This window comes from Pseudarthrobacter sp. SORGH_AS 212 (assembly GCF_030818145.1).
Classification (GTDB): Bacteria; Actinomycetota; Actinomycetes; order Actinomycetales; family Micrococcaceae; genus Arthrobacter.
Genome location: NZ_JAUTAA010000001.1, coordinates 4,167,967 through 4,189,735, shown reverse-complemented (window position 1 = coordinate 4,189,735; position 21,769 = coordinate 4,167,967). Strand labels below are relative to the sequence as shown.

The following is a 21,769-nucleotide window of genomic DNA, read 5'->3' as shown; positions in this document are numbered from 1 at the left end:
TTGCTGTTGTCCGGGCAGCCATCGGCGGCCCCGGGCACACTAAAAGTTTTACTACTCGGTGTAGAGCTTACCGCTCCCCCGGACGTTTCGCCCACATGTCGGCGCCGCGCCTCCCAGCCAATCTGGTTGGCAGGAGACACGGCGCAGGCATACGGCAAAATGACCGGCTTAGTGGAAGGAATCTCCACAGGCACAGGAGCCACCGGCATTGGGGTTGTCGATGGTGAATCCCTGCTTGGAAATGGTGTCTTCGAAGTCGATGCTGGCGCCGCTGAGGTACGGGACGCTCATCTTGTCCACCACGACCTCGACACCGTCGTAATCACGTACGGCGTCGCCGTCGAGAATCCGCTCGTCGAAGTACAGCTGATAGATCAGGCCGGAGCAGCCGCCGGGCTGCACGGCAACCCGAAGGCGCAGGTCCGTGCGGCCTTCCTGTTCGAGAAGGCTGCGTACCTTGCCTGCGGCGACATCGGTCAGGTTGACCTCGTGGACCGGCAGTTCGCCGGATTCGCTGGTGGTTGCGGTGCTGTTCTCATTGGTTGCGGTGCTCATTGGCCTACCTTCTTGGGACGGGTCCTGGCGGCTCCGCTTCTGCGGTGCCTGCCCCTACGGATTGGGTATGGGCTATAGCTACATGCTACGTCGGACAGCCTTGTAGCTCTAACTCCTGACGTAACCATGAAAGGCTCGCCGTTGTTCCTTAGCCGGCTTGGCGGGGAACGCCCTGCCCACCTGTCAGCCGAATCAGCCGGGCTGCACGTCCAGGCCTCCGCTGTTGAGCCGGGCAAGCATGAGCGCCTCGGCCAGGATTGCTTGCCGGAAGTCGCCCAGGTGCAGGGATTCGTTGGCGCTGTGCGCCCTCGAGTCCGGGTCTTCAACGCCCGTGACAAGGATCTGCACGTCAGGGTACAGCTCCAGCAGGTCCGCAATAAAGGGAATGGAACCGCCTATCCCTGTTTCGACGGCCGGGACGCCCCAGGCCTCCCCCAGCGCCCACATTGCCAGGCGGGCCGCCGGTGATGCGGTGTCCGTCTGGAAGGGATTGCCGCTCTCCCCCGGCGTGAAGATGACCTTCGCGCCGAACGGTGCCTTGGCTTCCACGTGGCGGCGCACAGCGTCCATAGCCGCGGCGGGATCCTGGCCCGGCGCGAGTCGGAGGCTGAACTTGGCCCGGGCCCGCGGCAGCAGGGTGTTCGAGGCGACGTCCACGGCGGGGGCGTCAAAGCCGATGATGGACAGCGCAGGCTTGGTCCACAGGCGGGAGGCGATGCTGCCCGTTCCGGCGAGCCGGACGCCGTCGAGCACTGAAGCATCGGCGCGGTAGTCGGCTTCCGGGAGGTCCACGGCAGCGTTGTCCGTGGCCACGAGCCCGTTGATCGCGACGTTGCCGTCGTCGTCATGGAGTGTGGCGATCAGCCGCGAGAGGAGCGTGGGGGCGTCCAGCACCGGGCCGCCGTACATGCCGGAGTGCACGGCGTGGTCGAGCACCTGCACTTCAATGGTGCCGTCAACGAGGCCACGCAGGCTGGTGGTGAGGGCAGGGACGCCAACTTTCCAGTTGCTGGAGTCTGCAACGACGATGACGTCGGCCTGCAGCAGTTCGCGGTTGGCCTCCAGGAAGGGGCGGAAGGTGGGCGATCCGGCTTCCTCTTCGCCTTCGAAGAAGAACGTCACGCCCAGTCCCAGTTCGCCGACCACCTCCGAGACGGCGGCGTAGGCGGCAATGTGGGCCATGATGCCGGCTTTGTCGTCAGCGGCGCCGCGGCCATAGAGACGGCCATCTTTTTCCACCGCGGTGAACGGCCGTGTTTCCCACAGGGCTTCGTCGCCGGGAGGCTGGACGTCATGGTGGGCGTACAGCAGGATGGTTGGCTTGCCTGGAGCTGCGGGACGGCGTGCGACGACGGCGGGACCGCCGGGCGTGCCGTCCGGCTTGGGGCAGGTGAGGGTCTGCACTTCGTCCAGTCCGGCGTCGCGGAGCAGTTCCGCCACCGCTTCGGCACTGCGTTCCAGCGGTGCCCGGTCGAAGCTGGGCCAGGCGATCCCGGGAATCGCCACCAGATCCTTGAGGCGGCGCAGCGTTTGGTCAAAGGAACGGTCGACGGCGGCCCGGAGTTGGTCCGTCTGGCCTGTTGTCTCAGGGCCCGGGGATGAGGGGCCTTGCGGATCATGCGGGGTTGCCGTTGGCGAGGGAGTCATGGCCAAAACATTACTCCCGTCACATCTGTTGCTTCGGCAACAGCCGCAGCCAAGGAATCCCGACACGTCCCGCAAGGTATTCTGGTCAGGTGTTCGGACGTAAAAAAGAAGCGCCCTCGGCGCAGGAGACAGTAGACCAGCAGGCGGCGGAAGCGGCGGCGCGCCAGGCGGGTGTCATCGGCAAGGGTGCCCCCACTCCAACACGGAGGGCCCAGGAAGCCGCCCGGAAGCGTCCGCTGGTGCCGGAGGACCGTAAGGCCTCCAAGGCTGCTGAGCGCCAGGTCATCCAGGACCAGCGGCAGAAGATGCGCCAGGCCCTTGACACCGGGGACGAAAAGTTCCTGCCCTTGCGGGACAAGGGACCGCAGAAGCGGTTTGCCCGCGACTTCGTCGATGCCCGGTTCAGCCTGGGCGAGTTCCTCATGTTCGGCGCCCTTGTTTTCGTTCTGGTTTCCCTGGTGGTGCCGGCATCCAGCGATTATATGATTTACGTCCTGGGTGCTTTCTGGGTCATGTTCCTGGCAGTTTTCGTGGACGTGTTCCTGCTGTCCCGCAAACTGCGCAAGCGGCTGGCGGAGAAGTTCGGCGAGGTTGAGCGCGGCACCGTTTGGTACGGTTCCATGCGCTCCCTCCAGTTCCGCAAGTTGAGGCTGCCCAAGCCGCAGGTCAGCCGCGGCCAGTTTCCCTCCTGAGTCAGAGTTCCGTTAAACAGCAGTCCCCGGCGGGTCACCTGCCGGGGACTGCTGTTTAACGGGGCAGGACCCGCAGTGTTTCAGGACCGCCGTGTGCGGGCCAGTTGCCGGTTGATGCGGGCCGCCCAGAAGGGGCCTTCGTACAGGAATGCCGTGTAACCCTGGACCAGGGTCGCCCCCGCGTCGAGCCGGTCCTGCACGTCCTCGGCTGTTTCCACGCCCCCGACGGCGACGAGGGTCAGGGCGTCTCCGGTTGCCTGCTTGAGCCGGCGGAGCACCGCCAGGGAACGCTGCTTCAGCGGTGCGCCGGACAGCCCGCCCGCCCCGCACTGTTCGACTGTTTCGTCCGGGGAAGCCAGCCCCGTCCTGGCGATGGTGGTATTGGTGGCAATAATGCCGTCCAGCTTCAGGTCCAGGGCGAGCTGTGCAACGTCGTCGATGTCTTCGTCGCTGAGGTCCGGAGCAATCTTCACCAGCAGCGGCACGTGCCGGCCCGCAGCACGGTCGGCTTCCTCGCCAACGGCGGTGAGGAGGGGGCGCAACGTTTCGACATCCTGCAGCAGCCGCAGTCCCGGCGTGTTGGGGGAACTGACATTGACCACGAGGTAGTCGGCGGCAGGTGCAAGGGTGCGTGCGCTGATGCGGTAGTCATCCACCGCATCGGCAAGCTCAACAGCTTTGGTCTTGCCGATGTTGACCCCGATGACCGGCCGCACCGCGGGGTGCGTCCGCTGCAGGGCGGCCCGGGCGGACTTGAGGCGGGGAGCCACGGCAGCGGCGCCGTCGTTGTTGAAGCCCATCCTGTTGATGACCGCACGGTCCTGGACCAGGCGGAACAGCCGCGGCTGCTCGTTGCCCGGCTGCGCCTGGCCGGTAATGGTGCCCACTTCAACGTGGCCGAAGCCAAGCTCGGTGAGGGCTTCGATGCCGTGCCCTTCCTTGTCGAACCCCGCTGCAAGTCCGAACGGTGACGGGAAGGTGACGCCGAAGGCAGTGGTCTGCAGGGATGGGGCCGGTGCGGTCAGCCTGCGGAGCACCTTCCCCGCCCCGGACGAATGCGCCAGCCGGATCCCCTTGAAGCCGAGGGTATGGGCGCGCTCGGCGTCCATCCAGGAGAAAGCCAACTTGAAGAATGTGGGGTAAACGCGCATGCAACCAGTTTTCCGCCTCACGGGCCGTGGACCAAAACGGTGACGCCCAAACAGGGGCGCGGCTGCTGGGTCCGCGCCACCCGCTGCCGGATTAGCATGGGTCCATGGCATGGGAAGAGGACATCCTGGGCGCCGGATTCCAGTCCTTTGCGTTCGAGGCCAAGGGAGCCGACGGCGTGCAACGGACCGCCACGCTGGTGCGCTTCCGGCCGGCGCCGGGCGGCACCGCCCCGCCACAACAAACGCGCCGGCCCGTCCTCTTCCTGCACGGCTGGAGTGACTACTTTTTCAACGTGGACCTGGCCATGTTCTGGAACTCGGCAGGCTATGACTTCTACGCCCTGGACATGCATAACCACGGCAGGAGCCTGCGCCCGGACGCACCGGGGGGCTTTGTGTCGCATCTGGCTGACTACGATGCCGAGATCGAGGCGGCCCGGGTCATCATCGGAGGCGGGGACCCGCCCGGGCCCATCACCCTGATGGGACATTCGACCGGGGGCCTCGTTGCAGCACTGTGGGCCGCGGGACACCCGGGTTCCGTGTCACGGCTGGTGCTCAACAGCCCATGGCTGGAAATGCACGGCAGCTCACTGGTCCGGCGCGCCGCTTCGGGTCTCATGGCGCCGATGGCGAGGCTGCGGCCCACGGCCGTCCTTCGGCTGCCTGAACGGGGATTCTACTGGCGGACCATCAGCAGCGCGGCCGAGGGAGAGTGGACCATCGACGACCGGTACCGGCCACCGATGGCCTTCCCGGTGCGGGCAGGCTGGCTGAGCGCAGTGCTGGCAGGCCATGCGCGCGTTGCCCGGGGGCTGAACATCCAGGTGCCTATCCTGGTGCTGCTCTCCGCCGGGAGTGCGACCGGACTGCTGTGGTCCGAAGCCATGCGCCGCACTGACGCCGTGCTGGATGTGAATATCATCGGGGCCAGGGCCCTGGCATTGGGCCGGAGCGTCACGGTGGAGCGGATTGAAGGTGCCCTGCACGATGTTTTCCTCTCCCCTGCCGAGGTGCGTGCCGACGCCTACGCCCGCCTCGCGCGATGGCTGAGTGCCTACGGCGCCGAGGAGCCACCGGGCCGGGCCGCTGCGTCCACTGCGCCGCCGTAGCGCCGGTCACGCCGCGCATATTCCTCTACCGCCGCCCACAGTGTCCGCCGGTCCACGTCCGGCCACAGCGTGTCCATGAATACGAACTCGGCATACGCCGATTGCCAGAGCAGGAAGTTCGACAACCTCTGTTCCCCTGAGCTGCGAAGGAAAAGGTCCACGTCGGGAAGGTCCGGTTCATCAAGGTACTTCTGGATGGTGCGCTCCGTAATCGCACCGGGCTTCAGCCGTCCTGCGGCGACCTCTGCAGCTATGGCAGACACAGCGTCGGTGATCTCCGCCCGTCCGCCGTAATTAACACACATGGTCAACGTGCAGGTGGTGTTGCCGGCCGTGTAGTCCTCTGCCTCCTCCAGCTCCCGGATTACCGAGCCCCAGAGCTTCGGCCGTCGGCCCGACCAGCGGACCCGGACGCCCCATTCGTCCAGCTGGTTGCGCTGGCGACGTAGCACGTCCTTGTTAAAACCCATGAGGAAGCGGACCTCTTCAGGGGACCTGCGCCAGTTTTCCGTGGAGAATGCGTAGACACTGACATACTCGATGCCGAGTTGGATGGCGCCAGCCATGACATCGAGCAGTGCGGGTTCGCCTGCCTTATGTCCTTCGATCCGGGGAAGTCCCCGCTGGTTTGCCCAGCGGCCGTTGCCGTCCATGACAATGGCCACGTGGCGGGGAATGAATTCAGCCGGGATGGACGGCGGAACGGCCCCCGAGGGGTGCGGGGAGGGCGGGACCACCGGTTGGGTACGCCTGCGGGCGGGGTTCGTCTTTTTTCCCAAGGCCACTGTCAGCTACGCTCCACATGTTTGAGGGATTTCAGCACCCGTTCGAGGTGCCATTGCAGGTATGCGGCCACCAGGCCGGCGGCTTCCTTGCGGTGCAGCGGTAAGGAAGCATCAGCCGTTGGCCAGTCTCCGGTGAGCAGTGCCGCCAGCAGGATGACAGTTTCGGCGGCCGGAGCGGGCGAGCCCGGTGGCCTGCAGTCCGGGCACACCATGCCGCCCAGGGCAGTGGCGAATGCCGTGTGCGGGCCCGGCATACCGCACCGGGCGCAGTCGGTGAAGCTCGGGGCCCAGCCTCCGGTGGCCAGTGCCCGCAGGAGGTAGGAGTCGAGGATAAGGCCGGCAGAGTGCTCGTTCCGACTCAGGGCGGCCAATGCACCTACCAGGAGGTTGTATTGGGCCGTGGCAGCCTCACCGTCCACGTCGGTGAGCTTCTCGGCTGTTTCGGTCATGGCTGCGGCGACGGTGTAGCGGCCGTAATCGGCGGCGATGCTGCCGCCGTAGGCGCCTTTGGCCACAGCCTGGGTCACGATGTCCAGGGTCCGGCCTGAGATCAGCTGGAGATCAGCCACCATGAACGGCTCGAGCCGCGCACCGAAACGGCTGCTGGTGCGGCGTACGCCTTTGGCAACTGCCCGGACCTGCCCGTGGTGCTTCGTCAGTAGCGTGATGATCCTGTCGGCTTCGCCCAGCTTGTGGGTACGAAGAACCACGGCGTCGTCGCGGTATGCCCGGGAGGCGAAGGATTGTTGGGCCACGCTCTATCTTCCCATCCCTGAACGGTCCGGCAGCCCCTGCGCCGCCGCGCGGCCCCGAAACAAGGGCAACGCGGCGGCCTGCGGATCAGGACTGGGCGTCGCGGATGGCGCGGTTGACGGCGGAGATAACGGCCTTCAGCGAGGACATGCTGGTGTTTGCATCAATGCCCACGCCCCACAGGACCCGCTCGCCCACTGCGCATTCGACATACGCTGCGGCCATAGCGTTGCCGCCTTCGGACAGGGCGTGCTCGCTGTAGTCCAGCACGCGCACGTCCACACCATCTTGGGTGAGGATGTTCAGCAGCGCGGCGATGGGACCGTTTCCGGTACCGGTACGGCTGACCTGTGCACCGTCGACGGTGAGGGACGCGTGCAGCGTCATGCCGCCGTCGTTATCGGTCTCGGTCTTGACCGAGCCCAGGGAGTAGCGTCCCCACTGGCCGTCGGTCCTGCCGGAGGGCAGGTACTCGTCCTGGAAGATCTGCCAGAGCTGGGCGCCGCTGACTTCGCCGCCCACGGTGTCCGTGCGCCGCTGGATGACACCGGAGAACTCGATCTGGGCCCGGCGGGGCAGGTCCAGGCTGTGCTCGTTCTTGAGCAGGTAGGCCACGCCACCCTTGCCGGACTGGGAGTTGACGCGGATGACGGCCTCGTAGCTGCGGCCCAGGTCCTTGGGATCAACCGGCAGGTAGGGCACCTGCCAGGTGGCGTCCGCAAGGTCTTTGCCGGCGGCGGCGGCGTCGCGTTCCAAGGCCTCGAAGCCCTTTTTGATGGCGTCCTGGTGTGAGCCGGAGAAGGCGGTGAACACCAGGTCGCCGCCGTAAGGGGACCGCTCGGGGACGGGCAGCTGGTTGCAGTATTCAACGGTCCGCCGGACGTCATCGATGTCGGAGAAGTCGATCATCGGGTCGATGCCCTGCACGAACAGGTTCAGTCCCAGGGTCACCAGGTCCACGTTGCCGGTACGCTCGCCGTTGCCGAACAGGCAGCCTTCGATCCTGTCTGCGCCGGCCATGTAGCCCAGCTCGGCGGCGGCCACGCCGGTGCCGCGGTCGTTGTGCGGGTGCAGCGAGAGGATGATGCCTTCGCGGGGGTGCAGGTGCCGGCTCATCCATTCAATTGAATCGGCGTACACGTTGGGGGTGGCCATTTCCACGGTGGCAGGCAGGTTGATGATGACCTGCCGGTCTGCCGAGGCTTCAAAGACATCGGCGACGGCGTTGCAGACGCGGACGGCGTACTCCAGCTCCGTTCCGGTGAAGGACTCCGGTGAGTATTCGTAGGTGATGTGTGTGTCGGCCAGCGTTTCCTCGTACTTCCGGCACAGCCGCGCACCCTGGAGTGCGATGTCCAGGATGCCGTCCTCGTCCTGGTTGAAGACGACGCGCCGCTGCAGCACGGACGTGGAGTTGTACAGGTGGACGATGGCCTGCCTCGCACCTACGAGGGATTCGTACGTCCGCTCAATCAGGTGCTCTCGGGCCTGGGTGAGGACCTGGATGGTGACATCATCCGGGATGTGGTTGCCCTCGATCAGCTGGCGGACGAAGTCGAAGTCAGTCTGCGACGCGGACGGAAAGCCGACCTCGATTTCCTTGTAACCCATGCGCACCAGCAGGTCGAACATCTTCATTTTCCGTGCCGGGCTCATGGGATCGATCAGCGCCTGGTTGCCGTCCCGCAGGTCCACTGCACACCAGCGCGGGGCCTTGGTGATCACCTTGTCCGGCCATGTACGGTCCGGCATCTCGACGGTGATCTGGTCCTGGAACGGCGTGTAGCGGTGGAAGGGCATTCCTGAGGACTTCTGTGCGTTTCGCATTACTTGGGGCCTTTTCTATGGATCTTCAGTGAAAGGGTGGCCGGGCAACACAAACTCCGCAGCGAGGGTGGGCCTTGCGCTAGATAGCGTCTGTAGCCTCGCCGCGGCAGCTAAGGAGGAGGAACTCTGCACGCACCTTTTGAGGGTAACACGGGTGCGTAAGATGAAAGGGCACTACCGTCCGTAAAGTCCATCATGCAGACGCACCGGGCATTTTGTGCCGGCAGCGGCGTCGCAGCAAAAGGAGTTTCAGTGCCCATTTCGGGGATCGACCTTTCCACCATTGATCACACGGTCCGGCCGCAGGACGACCTTTACCAGCACGTCAACGGTGCCTGGCTGAAGGCCACCGAGATTCCGGACGACCGGCCGCTGGAAGGGACCTTCACCGCTTTGCGGGACGGCTCGGAACTCGCCGTGCGGGACATCATCGAGGAAGCCGCCGCCAAGGGTGAATCGGCGAGCGGCATAGAACGCAAGATCGGCGGGCTGTATAACAGCTTCATGGATGAGGCCGCAGCTGAAGCGAAAGGTCTCGAACCGATCCGTCAGCGGCTCGCGGATGTCTACGCAGCAGCCTCGGCCACTGACCTCATTGCATTGGCCGGACGGCTCTTCCGCTCGGACGTGGGCGGGCTCTTCTACATCTACCCGGCCCCTGATGCCGGAAACCCGGACCGTGTCCTGCTGTACACCGGACAGGGCGGCCTTGGCCTTCCCGATGAGTCCTACTACCGCGACGAAAAGTTTGCGCCAACGGTCGCCGCGTACCGCACCCACGTAGCAACGATGCTGGCGCTGGCGGGGCGGGAGGACGCAAAGGCTGCCGCGGAACGTGTGGTGGACCTGGAAACCAAGCTGGCCTCGCACCACTGGGACAACGTCACCCTGCGGGATCCGCAAAAGACCTACAACCTCAAGACAGCAGAGCAAGCCGGGGAACTGTTCCCACTTCTTGCCACCTGGTTCGAGGCCGCGGACATTGCCGGAGAGAAGCGGCAGGAAATCGTGGTGAGCACCCCCGACTTCTTCTCGGGCGCGGCCGCCCTCCTGGAAACCGAACCGCTGGACGCGTGGCGGGACTGGCTGGCAATGCGCGTTGTCAGCGCCGCGGCACCCTACCTGTCGCAGGCCATCGTCGATGCGAACTTTGCGTTCTACGGCACCACGATCAGTGGCACCCCGCGAAACAAGGACCGCTGGAAGCGCGGCGTCGCTGTAGTGGAGGCGGCCCTCGGTGAGGCTGTCGGGCAGATCTACGTGGCACGGCATTTCCCGGAATCCCACAAAGCAAGGATGCAGACCCTCGTGGGCAACCTAATCGAGGCGTACCGGAGCAGCATCACCGAAGTGGGCTGGATGGGTTCGGACACCAAAGCCGAAGCCCTGCGCAAACTGGACGGGTTCCGCGCCAAGATCGGATTCCCCGACGAATGGATCGACTACTCTGCCGTGGAGATAGACCCCAGTGACCTCCTCGGGAACGTGGAGCGCGCCCATAACGCCGACGTCGACCGGCACCTCGATGAGGTGGGCAAGCCGGTAGACCGCAACAAGTGGCTCATGACACCGCAGACGGTCAACGCCTACTACCACCCCATGATGAACGAGATTGTTTTCCCTGCCGCCATCCTTCAGCCGCCGTTCTTCACGGCCGACGCCGATGACGCCGTTAACTATGGCGGTATCGGGGCTGTAATCGGTCATGAAATCGGCCACGGCTTTGACGACCAGGGTTCCCAGTTCGACGGCGGCGGCGCCCTCCGCAACTGGTGGACGGACGCGGACCGGCAGGCGTTCGAGAAGCTCACCGCCCGCCTCGTGGCGCAGTACGATGCCCTCTCCCCCGCGGCCGCTCCGGGACACCACGTCAACGGCCGGCTGACCCTCGGCGAGAACATCGGCGACCTTGCGGGTCTGGCCATTGCCCACAAGGCCTACCGGATCAGCCTGGAAGGCCGGGAACCGGAGGTCCTCGACGGCCTGACCGGCCACCAGCGGTTTTTCGCTTCGTGGGCGGCCGGCTGGCGCCAGGTCATCCGGCAGGAGGAGGCAATCCGCCGCCTGGCAACTGACCCGCACTCCCCCAACGAGTTCAGGACCAACGCCATCGCCCGCAACCTCGACGCTTTCCACGAAGCCTTCGAGGTGACCGAGCAGGACGGGATGTGGATGCCGTCCGCCGAGCGGGTCAGCATCTGGTAATCCATCCGAAGAACAGCAGCGGCCGCGGAGCCAGCCTGATGGGCTGGCACCGCGGCCGTTGCTGTAATGGCTCCGATGCCGCAGCGCGGCTGGTGAGCTACCGGACGATCAATTCGGGGTTGGCCTGCTGGCAGCGGGCATCCCCGGCAGTCTGGTTGACGATGTCGTCCGGGAGGGCCGCACCGGATCCGCTCCCGTAGGTGGCCCCCGACGTGAAATCGCTGCCGAGGTAGACCTGGACACCCGACACCCCGGGCGCCGGGATCACCTGTGAGGCGGGAATCCCCAGGAGCGCGGCCACGTCCGCTGCGACGTCAGCATAGTTGGCACCGTAGTAGACGCCTGACTGGGCTATGGCCTGCGCTTCGAACTGGGCAGCCTGGGTAAAGCCGCCGGAGACCAGTGCCTGGACGATTTCCTGGGAACGGCCGGGAACGCCGGAGCCGTTTGCCACTGACACAGGTTGGAGGGCCTTGTTGTACGGCGGGAGGGGTGCTTCAGTTTCCGTCGGAGTCGCTGACGGGGAAGGGCTTTCAGTGGGCGACGGCGTGGTGGGTGCAGTGGGGTCCGTCAGGTCGACGTCCTTCTGAAGCGCGGTGAAAAGCTGGGAACCCGCGGGTTCGGCAATTTCGAGGCGGTTGGGATCTGACACGGCAGGCGTGGTGGGCACGGATACAAACGCCACCTTCCCGAGGTCGATGTCCTTGAGCCGGTTACCGATGGTCAGCAGGGTGGGCACCGAGGCCAGCCCTTCGTCCACCGTGAGGTTCTGGGTGACGACGTCGGCGATCTTCAGCATCCGGGCCGGATCCGACAACGTTCCCTCGTCCTTGATTTTCCGGGTCAGCGAAGACAGGAAGCCCTGCTGTGCCTGGATACGCCCCAGGTCCCCGCCGTCGGCGAACGCGTGCCGGGTGCGAAGGAAGGCGAGTGCCTGCTCGCCCTGCACGGCAGAGGTTCCTGCCGGCAGCCGGAGCCGGGAATCCGGATCATAGATGGCGTCGCTGACGCAGACGTCCACGCCACCCACCGCGTTGGACAGCTCTTTAACGGCGTTGAAGTCGGCCATCATGAAATGGTCCACTTCCAGTCCGGTCAGTTTGTTGACGGTATCCACGGCACAACCGATTCCGGCCTCACCCATGGCTTCGTTGATCATCACTCCACTGCGCGCAGGATATTCACGGCCCGTCTTGGAGTCCTTGCAAGCGGGGATGTTGACCAGCAGGTCACGCGGGAAGCTGATGACGCTGACACGTTTGTTGTCCTCCGAGATGTCCATCAGCATCATGACGTCAGACTTGCCATAGCCCGTTGAGTCATCGGATGAGCCGTATTCCGAGTTCTTGCCGTCGCGGGTGTCAGACCCGAGGATCAGGATCTGCATCCGCCCGGTGGCGTCATTCACCGGCCCCTCGGTGCCCGATCCGCCGGCGTTCAGTGGCGCCTTCGAGATGTTGTTCTGGAGGCGGATGAACCAGAATCCGGCAAAGGCCAGGCCGCCCACCAACGCCACCGCGACGATGGCGGTGATGATCTTCAACCAGACGGGCATCCCCCGGATGGGCCCAAAGTGCCGGGCAGCGCCCAGGCCGGCCTGGTCGGCGTGCCTGGAAACGGGGCCAGAGCCGGGTGGCGGCTCAGCGCCGAACTCGTTTTTGCCACGGCCTCGCGCCACGTGTTGAACCTTCCTCTAAATACAAAATCCGGTCCATTTTAGTGGCCGAGTCTGGGAAAACGCCGGGCGGTGACCTGCGACACCCCGCCAAAGACGTCAGAAACCGAGCTTGACCAGCTGTTTTGGATCCCGCTGCCAGTCCTTTGCCACCTTCACATGGAGATCCAGGTAGATGCGTGTGCCGAGCAGCGCCTCGATGCCCTTGCGCGCATTGGTCCCCACCTCCCGCAGCCTGCTTCCGCCCTTGCCGATGATGATGGCTTTCTGGGACGGACGTTCCACGTAGAGGTTTACCCGCACGTCGAGGAGTGGATTGTCTTCCGGCCGGTCCTCACGGGGAACGATCTCTTCCACCACCACGGCGAGTGAATGCGGAAGTTCATCCCGGACGCCTTCCAGCGCCGCCTCGCGGATCAGTTCGGCCACCATGACAGCCTCAGGCTCGTCGGTCAGTTCACCGTCCGGGTACAGAGGGGGCGACGGCGGCATGTGGCTGATCAGGACATCGGCCACAGTATCCACCTGGAATCCATCGTTCGCGGACACGGGGACGATGTCCCGCCACCCGTCTTCGCCCAATACTTCACGGCCGAGGGCGTCGACGGCCAGCAGCTGTTCGGTCAGCGCCTGCTTGTCCACAAGGTCAGCCTTCGTCACGATGGCGATCACAGGCTTCCCGCCCGCGGCGGCAAGCTGGGCCGCGATGAACTTGTCGCCGGGACCGATCTTTTCGTTGGCGGGCAGGCAGAAGCCGATGGCGTCCACCTCTGCGAGGGTGTCGGCCACCAGGTCGTTCAGGCGCTTGCCGAGCAGGGTCCGCGGCCGGTGCAGCCCCGGTGTGTCCACCAGGATCAGCTGGGCGTCCTCCCGGTGAACGATCCCCCGGATGGTGTGCCGGGTGGTCTGGGGTTTGGCAGACGTGATGGCTACTTTCTTACCCACCAGGGCGTTGGTCAAAGTGGACTTGCCCGCGTTGGGACGCCCGACGAGGACCGAGAACCCCGCCCGGAATCCGCCGAAATCGTCCTCTGCCTGGGCCTTACTTTTCTTGCTCACGTGGAACTCCCTGCTGGGTTGCTTCCGCCTCATGGAAGAGGTCTTCAAGGTCAGTGTCTACTGTTGGCACGGGCGCCGCAATGATGTGGCTGACGCGGTTGCGGCGGCCCTCAAGCCGGTCGGCCCGCAGCGATACGCCTTGGACTTCCACCCGGCTGCCCACGATGGGAACGCGTCCCAACGCTTTGGCGAGGAGTCCGCCCGCGGTGTCCACCTCGTCGTCGTCAAGCTCGATATCAAAGAGCTCTCCGAGGTCATCGATGCTCATCCTGGAGCTGACGCGGTAGGAACCGTCACCGAGCTCGACGGCCTCGGCGCTTTCGGTGTCGTATTCGTCAACGATCTCGCCAACGATTTCCTCGATCAGGTCCTCCAGCGTGACCAGGCCGGCCGTGCCGCCGTACTCGTCGATGACGATGGCCACATGCGTCGATTCCTTCTGCAGTTCGCGCAGCAGGTCGCTCACCGGTTTTGATTCCGGCACGTAGCGGACCTCGCGGGCCATGGAGTCAACCGTGGGCGGTTCGACGCCGGCGTCCAGTTCGTGTACGACGGCGGCCACGTCCTTGAGGTAGACGATCCCCAGGATGTGGTCGGTGTCCTCGCCGATGACCGGGACCCGGGAGTAGCCGGACCGGAGGAACAGGGACATGGCCTCGTGCAGGCTCGAACCGGAGTCGATGCCGACAATGTCCGTCCTGGGCACCATGACGGCACGGACCAGGGTGTCCCCGAAATCAAACACCGACTGGATCATCTCAGCTTCGGTGTCCTCGATCATGTCGGATTCGCTGGCGCGGTCCACCAGTTCACGGAATTCCTGCTCGCTGAAGAAGGCTTCATCCCCTCCGGGTGCGCCCGGGGCTGCAGCGCTTCCCAACGCGACGAGCCATCCCGGGATGGGTCCGAGGACCCACGTCAGGAAACGGATCATCGGCGCCGTGAAACGCACCACTGCAGCCGAGTGGAGCCTGCCCAACTGGCGGGGTGAGACACCCACGATCACGAACCCGAGCAGCGCCATGATGCCGGTCGCTGCAAGGCCGGCCAGCCAGATGTTGTCCAGGAGACTGTAGAGCAGTACCGAGACGGCAACCGCGGAGGCCATTTCGAACCAGACACGCCAGAACCGCAGGGCCCGGATATGCGCAACGGGCTCGCGGAGGATGTTGCGCATTGCAGTTCCGCGGCTGCGGAGCAGTGCTTCTTCCGCATCGTGGCGGGGGAGGAAATTGAAGGCGGCCTCGGCCGCGGTCAGTACGGCGGCGATGGCCAGGAAGACCAGGGCCATCGCCACCAGGAGCAGGGGCGTCACTGGGTGGTCTCGGCGGGCGCTTCCTTGCCGGTGAAGCCGGTCAGGAGTTCGCGCTGGAGCCCGAACATCTCTTCCTTCTCTTCGGGCTCGGCATGGTCATAGCCCAAAAGGTGCAGGATGCCGTGCGTGGTCAGCAGCAGCATCTCATCCTGGAGGGCGTGGCCGGCGTTTTTGGCCTGGACTTGTGCCACCTGGGGGCAGATGGCGATGTCGCCGAGCATCCCCTGCGGGGTGGGACGGTCCGGAGTTCCGGGCGTGAGTTCATCCATGGGCACCGACAACACGTCGGTTGCCCCGGGCTCGTCCATGAGTTCGACGTGAAGCTTCTCCATGGCTGGCTCATCCACCAGGAGAATGGACAGTTCGGCCTGCGGATGGATGTAAAGCTGTTCAAAAATGTACCGGGACAGGGCTACCAGCCCCGCCTCGTCCACCTGGACGCCGGATTCGTTGTTCACCTCGATGCTCATGCGTGCTCCCCCCGCTTTTCCCTGCCGGCCGTTTGCCGGGCACGGTTCCTTTGCCTGTCGTCCCAGATGCTGTAGGCATTGACGATGTCTCCCACGAGGCGGTGCCGTACCACGTCCGCCGCATCAAGGACGGAGAAGTTCACGCCTTCGATGCCGTGCAGGATCTCCTCCACGATCCGCAGCCCGGACCGTTTCCCGAAGGGCAGGTCCACCTGGGTGACGTCACCGGTGACCACCATCTTGGAACCGAAGCCCAGCCGGGTGAGGAACATCTTCATCTGTTCCGGGGTGGTGTTCTGGGCCTCATCCAGGATGATGAATGCGTCATTGAGCGTCCGGCCGCGCATGTAGGCCAGTGGAGCCACCTCAATGGTTCCGGCTGCCATGAGCCGTGGAATGGATTCGGGGTCCATCATGTCGTGGAGCGCATCGTAGAGCGGCCTCAGGTAGGGGTCGATCTTGTCGCTCAGGGTTCCGGGCAGGAATCCGAGGCGTTCGCCTGCTTCGACGGCCGGGCGGGTAAGGATGATGCGGCTGACTTCCTTCTGCTGAAGGGCCTGGACAGCCTTGGCCATGGCCAGGTACGTCTTGCCGGTTCCGGCGGGGCCGATGCCGAAAATGACGGTGTTGTCATCGATGGCGTCGACGTAGTTCTTCTGGTTCAGCGTCTTGGGCCGGATGGTCCTGCCCCGGCTGGAGAGGATGTCGTGCGTCAGCACATCCACGGGGTTCTGGAGCGACTGGCTCCGGAGCAGTGCCACCAGCTGCTGCAGGACCGCGGGGGTGATGACGGTGCCGCGTGCCACCAGGCCGCGGACTTCCTGGAGGAGCCGCATGATCCGGGGGACGTCGCCGGCCGGGCCGCTGAGGGAAAGTTCGTTGCCGCGGACGTGGAAGTTGACCTCCGGGAACTGCTCCTCGATGTACCGCAGCGCCTCATCGTGGCTGCCGAGTGACTGGACCATCTGATCGGAATTGTCGAAAAGGACTACCTCGGTCCGGACGCCGGGAAGGGTGTGGGGAAATTCCCCGGCAGTGCCCTCTCCCGTGTTGAGCCGGCGCTTTCCGTTGGCTGATTCAGTCATGGTGCTGGCCCGCAGGCCTGTGGTCCCCTCGAGGTAGTTTCTGCTGTCGTCCCGGTCCGGGAAACCAGTGCCAGGTTTCTGCGCTCCGTGATCCTTTTATCTTACGCCAGCGCACCCTGCCCTCCGGCAAAGCGGAACAGAGGGAGACCGTAGGCGGCCACACGCACGAGGGGACAGGGAACAGCTGCGCCCACGCAGTATCGGTCATTAGGTATCAACTTCATATCGTCCTCATATCGTTCCCGTTGCAGTTGTGCCCCATGGCCGGAACCGGGCAAATCGCTTCGCCGGGCTGTGCAATGCTGGAAATCCAGCCACGGCTGTGACATTGGGCCGACCGGGGAACGGCCCTCACGACAGGAAAGGAAAGGCACAAGTGCCGGATACCGTTGCGCCCCGCCGGGCAGGTCGACACGTGGGCCGCGCCCGCGCGTTCGTGCTGGCAGGTGTCCTGACGGCCGTGCCGATCCTTGCCGGTTGCGTAGCAGAACCTGGCCCCTCCCCCACGGGCACCCTCATGACCGGGCCTGCGACCACGGGAAGCCAGGAGCCGCCTTCCACCAGCGCCCCGCTGGAAACCACGCAGTCGTCCAACAAGGCGCCCGTTTACTGGATAGGCCGCAGCAGCAGCAACGTCTTCCTGTACAGGGAGTTCCGGGACGTGCCTGAACAGGAGAACCCGGTGACGCGCGCACTGCGCGCCATGATGTCCGATAAGCCCCTTGACCCTGACTTCTTCACCCCGTGGCAGAACCCCGGCAAGCTGGCCACCTCGATTTCCGGCAAGGACGTCATCACCGTCGATGTCTCCGAGGACGCCTTCAACAGCAACCTGGATGCGGACATGGCCGCCCGGGCAGTCCAGCAGCTCGTCTACACGGCCACTGCTGCCGCAGCCAGTTCCGGGTTGATCGACTCCGGCCAGCAGATCCGGGTACGGATCCTTGTGGACGGCCACACCGACTACATGGCTTTCGGGCAGGTTCAGCTGGGCGCCCTGATGACCAGGACGGCGGGCTTGGTGGCTCCTGTCTGGATCATCGATCCCCAGGAAAGCTCCGAAGTGGCGGACGGCAGTGTCAAAATCACCGGACGCAGCACATCGGCGGGCGGCAAGCTTCGCTGGCAGATCCTGCGGACCGGGGACAACGGCGCCAAGGCGCCCTTCCTCACCGGCGAAACCACGGCGTCGTCGGAACAGGGGCAGGCAGGAGTGTTCACGCTGGCCCTGACCCTCCCCGCCGGGGACTACGAACTGAGGGTCGCCCAGGCCGGGTCCGACGGCGGGCCGGACCAGTTCGAGGACAACCGGTCCTTCAAGGTCAGGTAGCGTCCCAGCGCCCCAGGATGTCGCTGGAGAGCACGACGGCGGCAGGACCGGCCGTGGATGAGCGCAGCACGTGGTGGCCCAGAAGGGCCGTGACGGCTCCGCGATCGCAGAGGCGCGTCACCTCCCGTGGGCTGATTCCACCCTCCGGGCCCACGATGAGGAGCACTTCACTGGTTCCGGTGCCGCTGGCACCGTCCCAGCCTTCCAGGACAGAACGGAGGGGCCGCACTGCGTCTTCGTGCAGGATGACTGCAAGGTCCGCGGCTTCCACGGCGGCAGCAAGTGCAGCGGTGTCGACGGCGGGACGCACCTCAGGGACCCATGCCCGCCGTGCCTGCTTGGCGGCAGCGCCCACCACGGACTGCCATTTGGCGTGCGCCTTGGCGGCCCGGTCACCTTTCCACCGGACGATGGAACGTTCGGACTGCCAGGGAATGACGGCGTCGATGCCCAGTTCAGTGGCGGTCTCGATGGCGAGCTCATCGCGGTCGCCCTTGGCGAGGGCCTGCACCAGGACCAGTCGGACACTGGGGCGGGCCTCCTCCACCAGGGCACCGCACCGCACCGTGAGGCGGGTGCCTGCGGCCTCAGCCACAGTCCCGCTCATGCGGGTACCCGCGCCGTCGACGATGTCCACGGCTTCGCCCGCCGCGAGGCGCTTTACGGCGACCGCGTGGCGCGCCTCCGGGCCCTCCAGGACAAACTCCATGCCCTCCTCCAGCCCGTCAAGGGATCCGGCGGAGGCAAAAAAGACGGGGTTGCTCACCGCTACAGGTTACCCAGCCGGTCCCGCAGCTTCGCGAACATCCCGCCGCTGGCAGCGAGCTTGCCTTCGGTGATCTGTTCTCCGCGGAGCTTGGCGAGCTGCCGGAGGAGCTCCTCCTGCGCTGCGTCGAGCTTAGCCGGCGTTTCCACCTGCAGGTGCACCTTCAGGTCGCCGCGGCCGTATCCGCGCAGGTGGGTGACGCCAAGGCCGCGGAGGGTGATGATTTCACCGGACTGGGTGCCTGGCTTCACGTCGATGTCCTGGGTTCCGTCGAAGGTCTCCAGGCTGACGTCGGTGCCCAGCGCTGCCGCCGTCATGGGAATGTTCAGGGTTGCGTGCAGGTCGTCGCCGTCCCGCACATAGGTGGCGTCGTTGTTGACGCGGACCTCTACGTAGAGGTCGCCGGAGGGGCCGCCCGCCGGGCCGGCCTCGCCCTGTCCGGTCAGCTGGATGCGTGTTCCGGTTGCGACGCCGGCAGGAACCTTGATGGTCAGGGAACGGCGGCTTCGGATGCGGCCCTGGCCGCTGCATTCATTGCAGGGGTCCTTGATAACCGTGCCGAAACCCTCGCAGGTACCGCACGGTGCAGCGGTCATGACCTGGCCGAGGATCGAACGGACAGCGCGCTGGACCTGGCCACTGCCCCCGCAGATGTCGCAGCGTTCGGGGTGCGTCCCCGGACGGCAGCATGACCCCTCACAGGTGGGGCAGGTGACTGCAGTGTCCACCTCAAGCTTTTTGTTGACGCCGAAGACAGCGTCCCGCAGTTCGATACGGACGCTGATGAGTGCATCCTGGCCGCGGCGGACCCGTGAGGCGGGTCCGGAGGATCCCCCGGCGCCGAAGAACGTGTCGAAGATGTCCTGGAAGGCAAAGCCCTGGCCGGCGTAGCTTCCGCCACCAAATCCGTTGTCGGTGCCGTTCTCGTTGCCGGTGGTGTCGTAAACCCGGCGTTTCTGCGGATCGGAGAGGACTTCGTAGGCGTGCGTCACCGCCTTGAAGCGGTCCGCCGCATCTTCGCCCGGGTTGACGTCAGGGTGGAGTGTCCGGGCCAGCTTGCGGTAGGCCTTCTTGATTTCTTCTCCGGTGGCTTCCGGTGAAACTCCAAGGACGTCATAGTGGCTGCTCAAAGTTCGTATCTCTTCCTTGTTGTACTGCCTGCGGTGGGGCTGCCGTGCGGGCCCGGCGGCTGTGGTGCCGGGCCGGGCCGGTCAGGGACCCAGGATGCGGGAAAGGTAACGGGCAACTGCCCTGACGGCCGCCATGGTGTTGGGATAGTCCATCCGGGTGGGACCCAGGATGCCGATCTTGGCCACGCTGTCCGGACCGTAGCCGGTGGCCACGACCGACGCTTCGGCCAAGCCGTCGTAAGGGTTTTCGCGGCCGATGCTGACGGCCACGCCACGGTGGTCCTGCGCCATGTCGCTCAGCAGCCGCAGCATCACCACCTGTTCTTCCAAAGCTTCCAGCACGGGGCCGATGCTCAGCGGAAAGTCGACATTGGACCGGGCCAGGTTGGCCGTGCCGGCCATGACCATCCGGTCCTCGCGGCTGCTGTGCGCAAGTATTTCCAGGGCGTGGGCCAGCGACTGCGCCGCCTGCCGCTCCCCCGGACTGACAGAGGAGACGACGGCGGGAAGGGCCTGCGCCAGCCGGGCCAGCGGTGTTCCGGCCAGGGTTCCCAGGAAACGGCTACGCAGCGCGGACAGCGCTTCGTCCGCGAGGTCCTGCCCGGCGTCGATGACGCGCTGCTCCACGTTGCCGCTGTTCGCGATCAGGACCACCAGGACCTTGCGCGGCGCCAGCAGGACGAACTCGATGTGCCGGATCAGCGCCCGGCTGAGGTGGGGGTACTGGACCACTGCCACCTGGTTGGTCAGCTGGGACAACAGCCGCACGGTGCGGTCGAGGACGTCGTCAAGGTCGTCGGATCCCTCCAGAAGGGACTGGATGGCGCGCCGTTCGGCTTGCGAGAGCGGCTTCACGGCCGAAATCTGGTCCACGAACAATCGGTAACCCTTGTCCGTGGGAATCCGGCCGGCGCTGGTGTGCGGCGCCGTGATGAGGCCCTCGTCCTCAAGCGCCGCCATATCGTTCCGGATGGTGGCACTGGAAACGCCCAGGTGATGCCTTTCCACCAGGGCCTTGGAACCTACCGGCTCGCGGGAGTGGACGTAGTCCTCCACGATGGCCCGCAGTACTTCAAGCTTGCGCGGCTCACTCACACTCCACCTCCATCCAGTCGGGGTGGATCAGCCACCCGTTCCTTCCTGCCAGTCTGCACGCACTCGAACATGCACTCGAACTGTTAGCACTCGACATGCCTAAGTGCTAACAGTCTATTATGCCTTGGCCCGTTGTTAGCATTGGTACCGCTCCGGGCGAAATTCCGGGACAAGACCTACGGCGAGGCGGAGTGACCATGGATTACCAGAACTGGGGCCCGAGGGACATGTCGGCTCCCGCCCGTACACAACTGCCGGAAGTGCCTGTGGAACGGGGCATGGTGCTCGAAGACGTACAGTCCGGATGGGTAGGGGCCGTCACCCGGGTGGAAAAGTCCGGCGGCATGCACGTGGTGGCCCTCGAAGACCGGCGCGGAAAGTCGCGGACCTTCCGGCTGGGATTTGGGTTCCTCCTCGAGGGCCGTGCCATCAGGCTGATGCCACCGGCACCCCGGCCCGCAGCGGGCAGCCCGGCAGCCGGGCGCACCGCCTCAGGTTCCGTACGTGTCGCAGGCCAGCGCGCGCAGGTGGCCAAGGCGAGCCGCATCTGGGTGGAAGGCAAGCACGACGCCGAACTCGTCGAGAAGGTATGGGGAGACGACCTCCGGGTGGAGGGCATCGTCGTCGAACCCCTGCATGGCATCGACGACCTCGCCGGGGCGGTAAAGGAATTCAGGCCCGGCCCGGGCCGTCGGCTGGGCGTGCTGGTGGACCATCTGGTCCCGGACTCCAAGGAGTCCCGCATTGCTGACGCTGTCATGGCCGGCCCTGGCGCTGCTGGCAACGTCCTGATTGTCGGCCACCCCTATGTGGATGTGTGGCAGGCCATCCGGCCTTCCGTGCTGGGCATTCCGCAGTGGCCGTCCGTACCGCGGGGCCAGGACTGGAAAACCGGGATCCTCAAGGCGTTCGGCTGGCCGCACTCCACGAAGGAGGACGTCGGGCTGGGATGGCAGAAACTGCTCGGCGCCGTCCATACCTACGCAGACCTGGAGGCCTCACTGCTGGGCCGGGTGGAGGAAGTCATCGACTTCCTTACAGCACCCTGACGGACGCCGGACCGGCAAACACCAGTATTCTTGATACTGCGGTGCCCCGCGATCCGCAGCGGCGCCGA

The 21,769-nt window shown here is 65.4% G+C and carries 19 protein-coding genes; 5 read left to right on the top strand and 14 right to left on the bottom strand.

Going from position 1 to position 21,769, the window contains the following annotated elements; genetic code table 11:
- Positions 1–168: 168 nt before the first annotated feature.
- Both QE394_RS19230 and QE394_RS19225 read right to left on the bottom strand, forming a co-directional pair.
- A complete protein-coding gene (locus tag QE394_RS19230; RefSeq protein WP_015937148.1) occupies positions 169–555 on the bottom strand; it encodes an iron-sulfur cluster assembly accessory protein in 387 nt (128 codons plus the stop codon).
- 192 nt (positions 556–747) lie between these two features.
- Entirely contained in the window at positions 748–2,202 is a 1,455-nt protein-coding gene (locus tag QE394_RS19225; RefSeq protein WP_349035283.1) for a dipeptidase, read from the bottom strand.
- A gap of 89 nt (positions 2,203–2,291) precedes the next feature.
- On the opposite strand from QE394_RS19225, the gene QE394_RS19220 reads away from it, so the two are divergent.
- Complete coding sequence (locus QE394_RS19220) at positions 2,292–2,894, top strand: DUF3043 domain-containing protein (RefSeq protein WP_056079287.1); 603 nt, start codon at positions 2,292–2,294, stop codon at positions 2,892–2,894.
- 80 nt (positions 2,895–2,974) lie between these two features.
- On the opposite strand, the gene QE394_RS19215 is transcribed toward QE394_RS19220, so the two are convergent.
- Positions 2,975–4,045 (bottom strand): quinone-dependent dihydroorotate dehydrogenase, encoded by a 1,071-nt coding sequence (locus QE394_RS19215; RefSeq protein ID WP_261619656.1) that lies wholly within the window; start codon positions 4,043–4,045, stop codon positions 2,975–2,977.
- Positions 4,046–4,149: 104 nt separating this feature from the next.
- Between QE394_RS19215 and QE394_RS19210 the strand changes: the two genes are divergently transcribed.
- The gene (locus QE394_RS19210) at positions 4,150–5,157 is read left to right on the top strand and encodes an alpha/beta hydrolase (RefSeq protein ID WP_056079292.1); all 1,008 of its coding nucleotides are present in this window, start codon (positions 4,150–4,152) and stop codon (positions 5,155–5,157) included.
- On the opposite strand, the gene QE394_RS19205 is transcribed toward QE394_RS19210, so the two are convergent.
- From QE394_RS19205 to leuA, 3 genes are all read right to left on the bottom strand, one after another.
- Positions 5,103–5,942 carry an isoprenyl transferase gene (locus QE394_RS19205; RefSeq protein ID WP_056079294.1) on the bottom strand — a complete coding sequence of 280 codons (840 nt, stop codon included), beginning with the start codon at positions 5,940–5,942 and terminating at the stop codon, positions 5,103–5,105. The two genes, QE394_RS19210 and QE394_RS19205, sit on opposite strands and share 55 nt — an antisense overlap.
- 2 nt (positions 5,943–5,944) lie before the next feature.
- The gene (recO, locus tag QE394_RS19200) at positions 5,945–6,697 is read right to left on the bottom strand and encodes a DNA repair protein RecO (RefSeq protein ID WP_349035282.1); all 753 of its coding nucleotides are present in this window, start codon (positions 6,695–6,697) and stop codon (positions 5,945–5,947) included.
- Between the two features lie 85 nt (positions 6,698–6,782).
- A complete protein-coding gene (leuA, locus tag QE394_RS19195) occupies positions 6,783–8,522 on the bottom strand; it encodes a 2-isopropylmalate synthase (protein ID WP_349035281.1) in 1,740 nt (579 codons plus the stop codon).
- A 252-nt stretch (positions 8,523–8,774) separates the two neighbouring features.
- Here leuA and QE394_RS19190 point away from each other — a divergent pair, with 252 nt between their 5' ends.
- A complete protein-coding gene (locus tag QE394_RS19190; RefSeq protein WP_349035280.1) occupies positions 8,775–10,727 on the top strand; it encodes a M13-type metalloendopeptidase in 1,953 nt (650 codons plus the stop codon).
- A 97-nt stretch (positions 10,728–10,824) separates the two neighbouring features.
- On the opposite strand, the gene QE394_RS19185 is transcribed toward QE394_RS19190, so the two are convergent.
- From QE394_RS19185 to QE394_RS19165, 5 genes are all read right to left on the bottom strand, one after another.
- Positions 10,825–12,405: an LCP family protein gene (locus QE394_RS19185; protein WP_056079306.1), complete on the bottom strand. Its 1,581-nt coding sequence runs from the start codon at positions 12,403–12,405 to the stop codon at positions 10,825–10,827.
- 96 nt (positions 12,406–12,501) lie between these two features.
- Complete coding sequence (gene era / locus QE394_RS19180) at positions 12,502–13,461, bottom strand: GTPase Era (protein WP_056079309.1); 960 nt, start codon at positions 13,459–13,461, stop codon at positions 12,502–12,504.
- Positions 13,445–14,776 carry a hemolysin family protein gene (locus tag QE394_RS19175; RefSeq protein WP_349035279.1) on the bottom strand — a complete coding sequence of 444 codons (1,332 nt, stop codon included), beginning with the start codon at positions 14,774–14,776 and terminating at the stop codon, positions 13,445–13,447. The genes era and QE394_RS19175 overlap by 17 nt, the downstream gene beginning before the upstream one ends.
- A complete protein-coding gene (gene ybeY / locus QE394_RS19170) occupies positions 14,773–15,246 on the bottom strand; it encodes an rRNA maturation RNase YbeY (protein WP_056079315.1) in 474 nt (157 codons plus the stop codon). The genes QE394_RS19175 and ybeY overlap by 4 nt, the downstream gene beginning before the upstream one ends.
- Positions 15,243–16,331 carry a PhoH family protein gene (locus QE394_RS19165; RefSeq protein WP_349035278.1) on the bottom strand — a complete coding sequence of 363 codons (1,089 nt, stop codon included), beginning with the start codon at positions 16,329–16,331 and terminating at the stop codon, positions 15,243–15,245. The genes ybeY and QE394_RS19165 overlap by 4 nt, the downstream gene beginning before the upstream one ends.
- A 376-nt stretch (positions 16,332–16,707) precedes the next feature.
- On the opposite strand from QE394_RS19165, the gene QE394_RS19160 reads away from it, so the two are divergent.
- Positions 16,708–17,661: a GerMN domain-containing protein gene (locus QE394_RS19160; RefSeq protein WP_235501490.1), complete on the top strand. Its 954-nt coding sequence runs from the start codon at positions 16,708–16,710 to the stop codon at positions 17,659–17,661.
- Here QE394_RS19160 and QE394_RS19155 read toward each other — a convergent pair.
- From QE394_RS19155 to hrcA, 3 genes are all read right to left on the bottom strand, one after another.
- Positions 17,654–18,427 (bottom strand): 16S rRNA (uracil(1498)-N(3))-methyltransferase, encoded by a 774-nt coding sequence (locus QE394_RS19155; RefSeq protein WP_056079323.1) that lies wholly within the window; start codon positions 18,425–18,427, stop codon positions 17,654–17,656. The genes QE394_RS19160 and QE394_RS19155 overlap by 8 nt on opposite strands.
- A gap of 2 nt (positions 18,428–18,429) precedes the next feature.
- Entirely contained in the window at positions 18,430–19,557 is a 1,128-nt protein-coding gene (gene dnaJ / locus QE394_RS19150) for a molecular chaperone DnaJ (protein WP_056079325.1), read from the bottom strand.
- Between the two features lie 81 nt (positions 19,558–19,638).
- Complete coding sequence (gene hrcA, locus QE394_RS19145; protein WP_056079328.1) at positions 19,639–20,652, bottom strand: heat-inducible transcriptional repressor HrcA; 1,014 nt, start codon at positions 20,650–20,652, stop codon at positions 19,639–19,641.
- A gap of 197 nt (positions 20,653–20,849) precedes the next feature.
- On the opposite strand from hrcA, the gene QE394_RS19140 reads away from it, so the two are divergent.
- Entirely contained in the window at positions 20,850–21,701 is an 852-nt protein-coding gene (locus tag QE394_RS19140; protein ID WP_349035277.1) for a DUF3097 domain-containing protein, read from the top strand.
- Positions 21,702–21,769: the final 68 nt, after the last annotated feature.

Excerpts from the sequence above, each read along its gene's own strand:
- QE394_RS19230 (WP_015937148.1), bottom strand. The coding sequence starts at position 555 with ATGAGCACCGCAACCAATGAGAACAGCACCGCAACCACCAGCGAATCC.
- QE394_RS19225 (WP_349035283.1), bottom strand. The coding sequence starts at position 2,202 with ATGACTCCCTCGCCAACGGCAACCCCGCATGATCCGCAAGGCCCCTCA.
- QE394_RS19215 (WP_261619656.1), bottom strand. The coding sequence starts at position 4,045 with ATGCGCGTTTACCCCACATTCTTCAAGTTGGCTTTCTCCTGGATGGAC.
- QE394_RS19210 (WP_056079292.1), top strand. The coding sequence starts at position 4,150 with ATGGCATGGGAAGAGGACATCCTGGGCGCCGGATTCCAGTCCTTTGCG.
- leuA (WP_349035281.1), bottom strand. The coding sequence starts at position 8,522 with ATGCGAAACGCACAGAAGTCCTCAGGAATGCCCTTCCACCGCTACACG.
- ybeY (WP_056079315.1), bottom strand. The coding sequence starts at position 15,246 with ATGAGCATCGAGGTGAACAACGAATCCGGCGTCCAGGTGGACGAGGCG.
- QE394_RS19165 (WP_349035278.1), bottom strand. The coding sequence starts at position 16,331 with ATGACTGAATCAGCCAACGGAAAGCGCCGGCTCAACACGGGAGAGGGC.
- QE394_RS19140 (WP_349035277.1), top strand. The coding sequence starts at position 20,850 with ATGGATTACCAGAACTGGGGCCCGAGGGACATGTCGGCTCCCGCCCGT.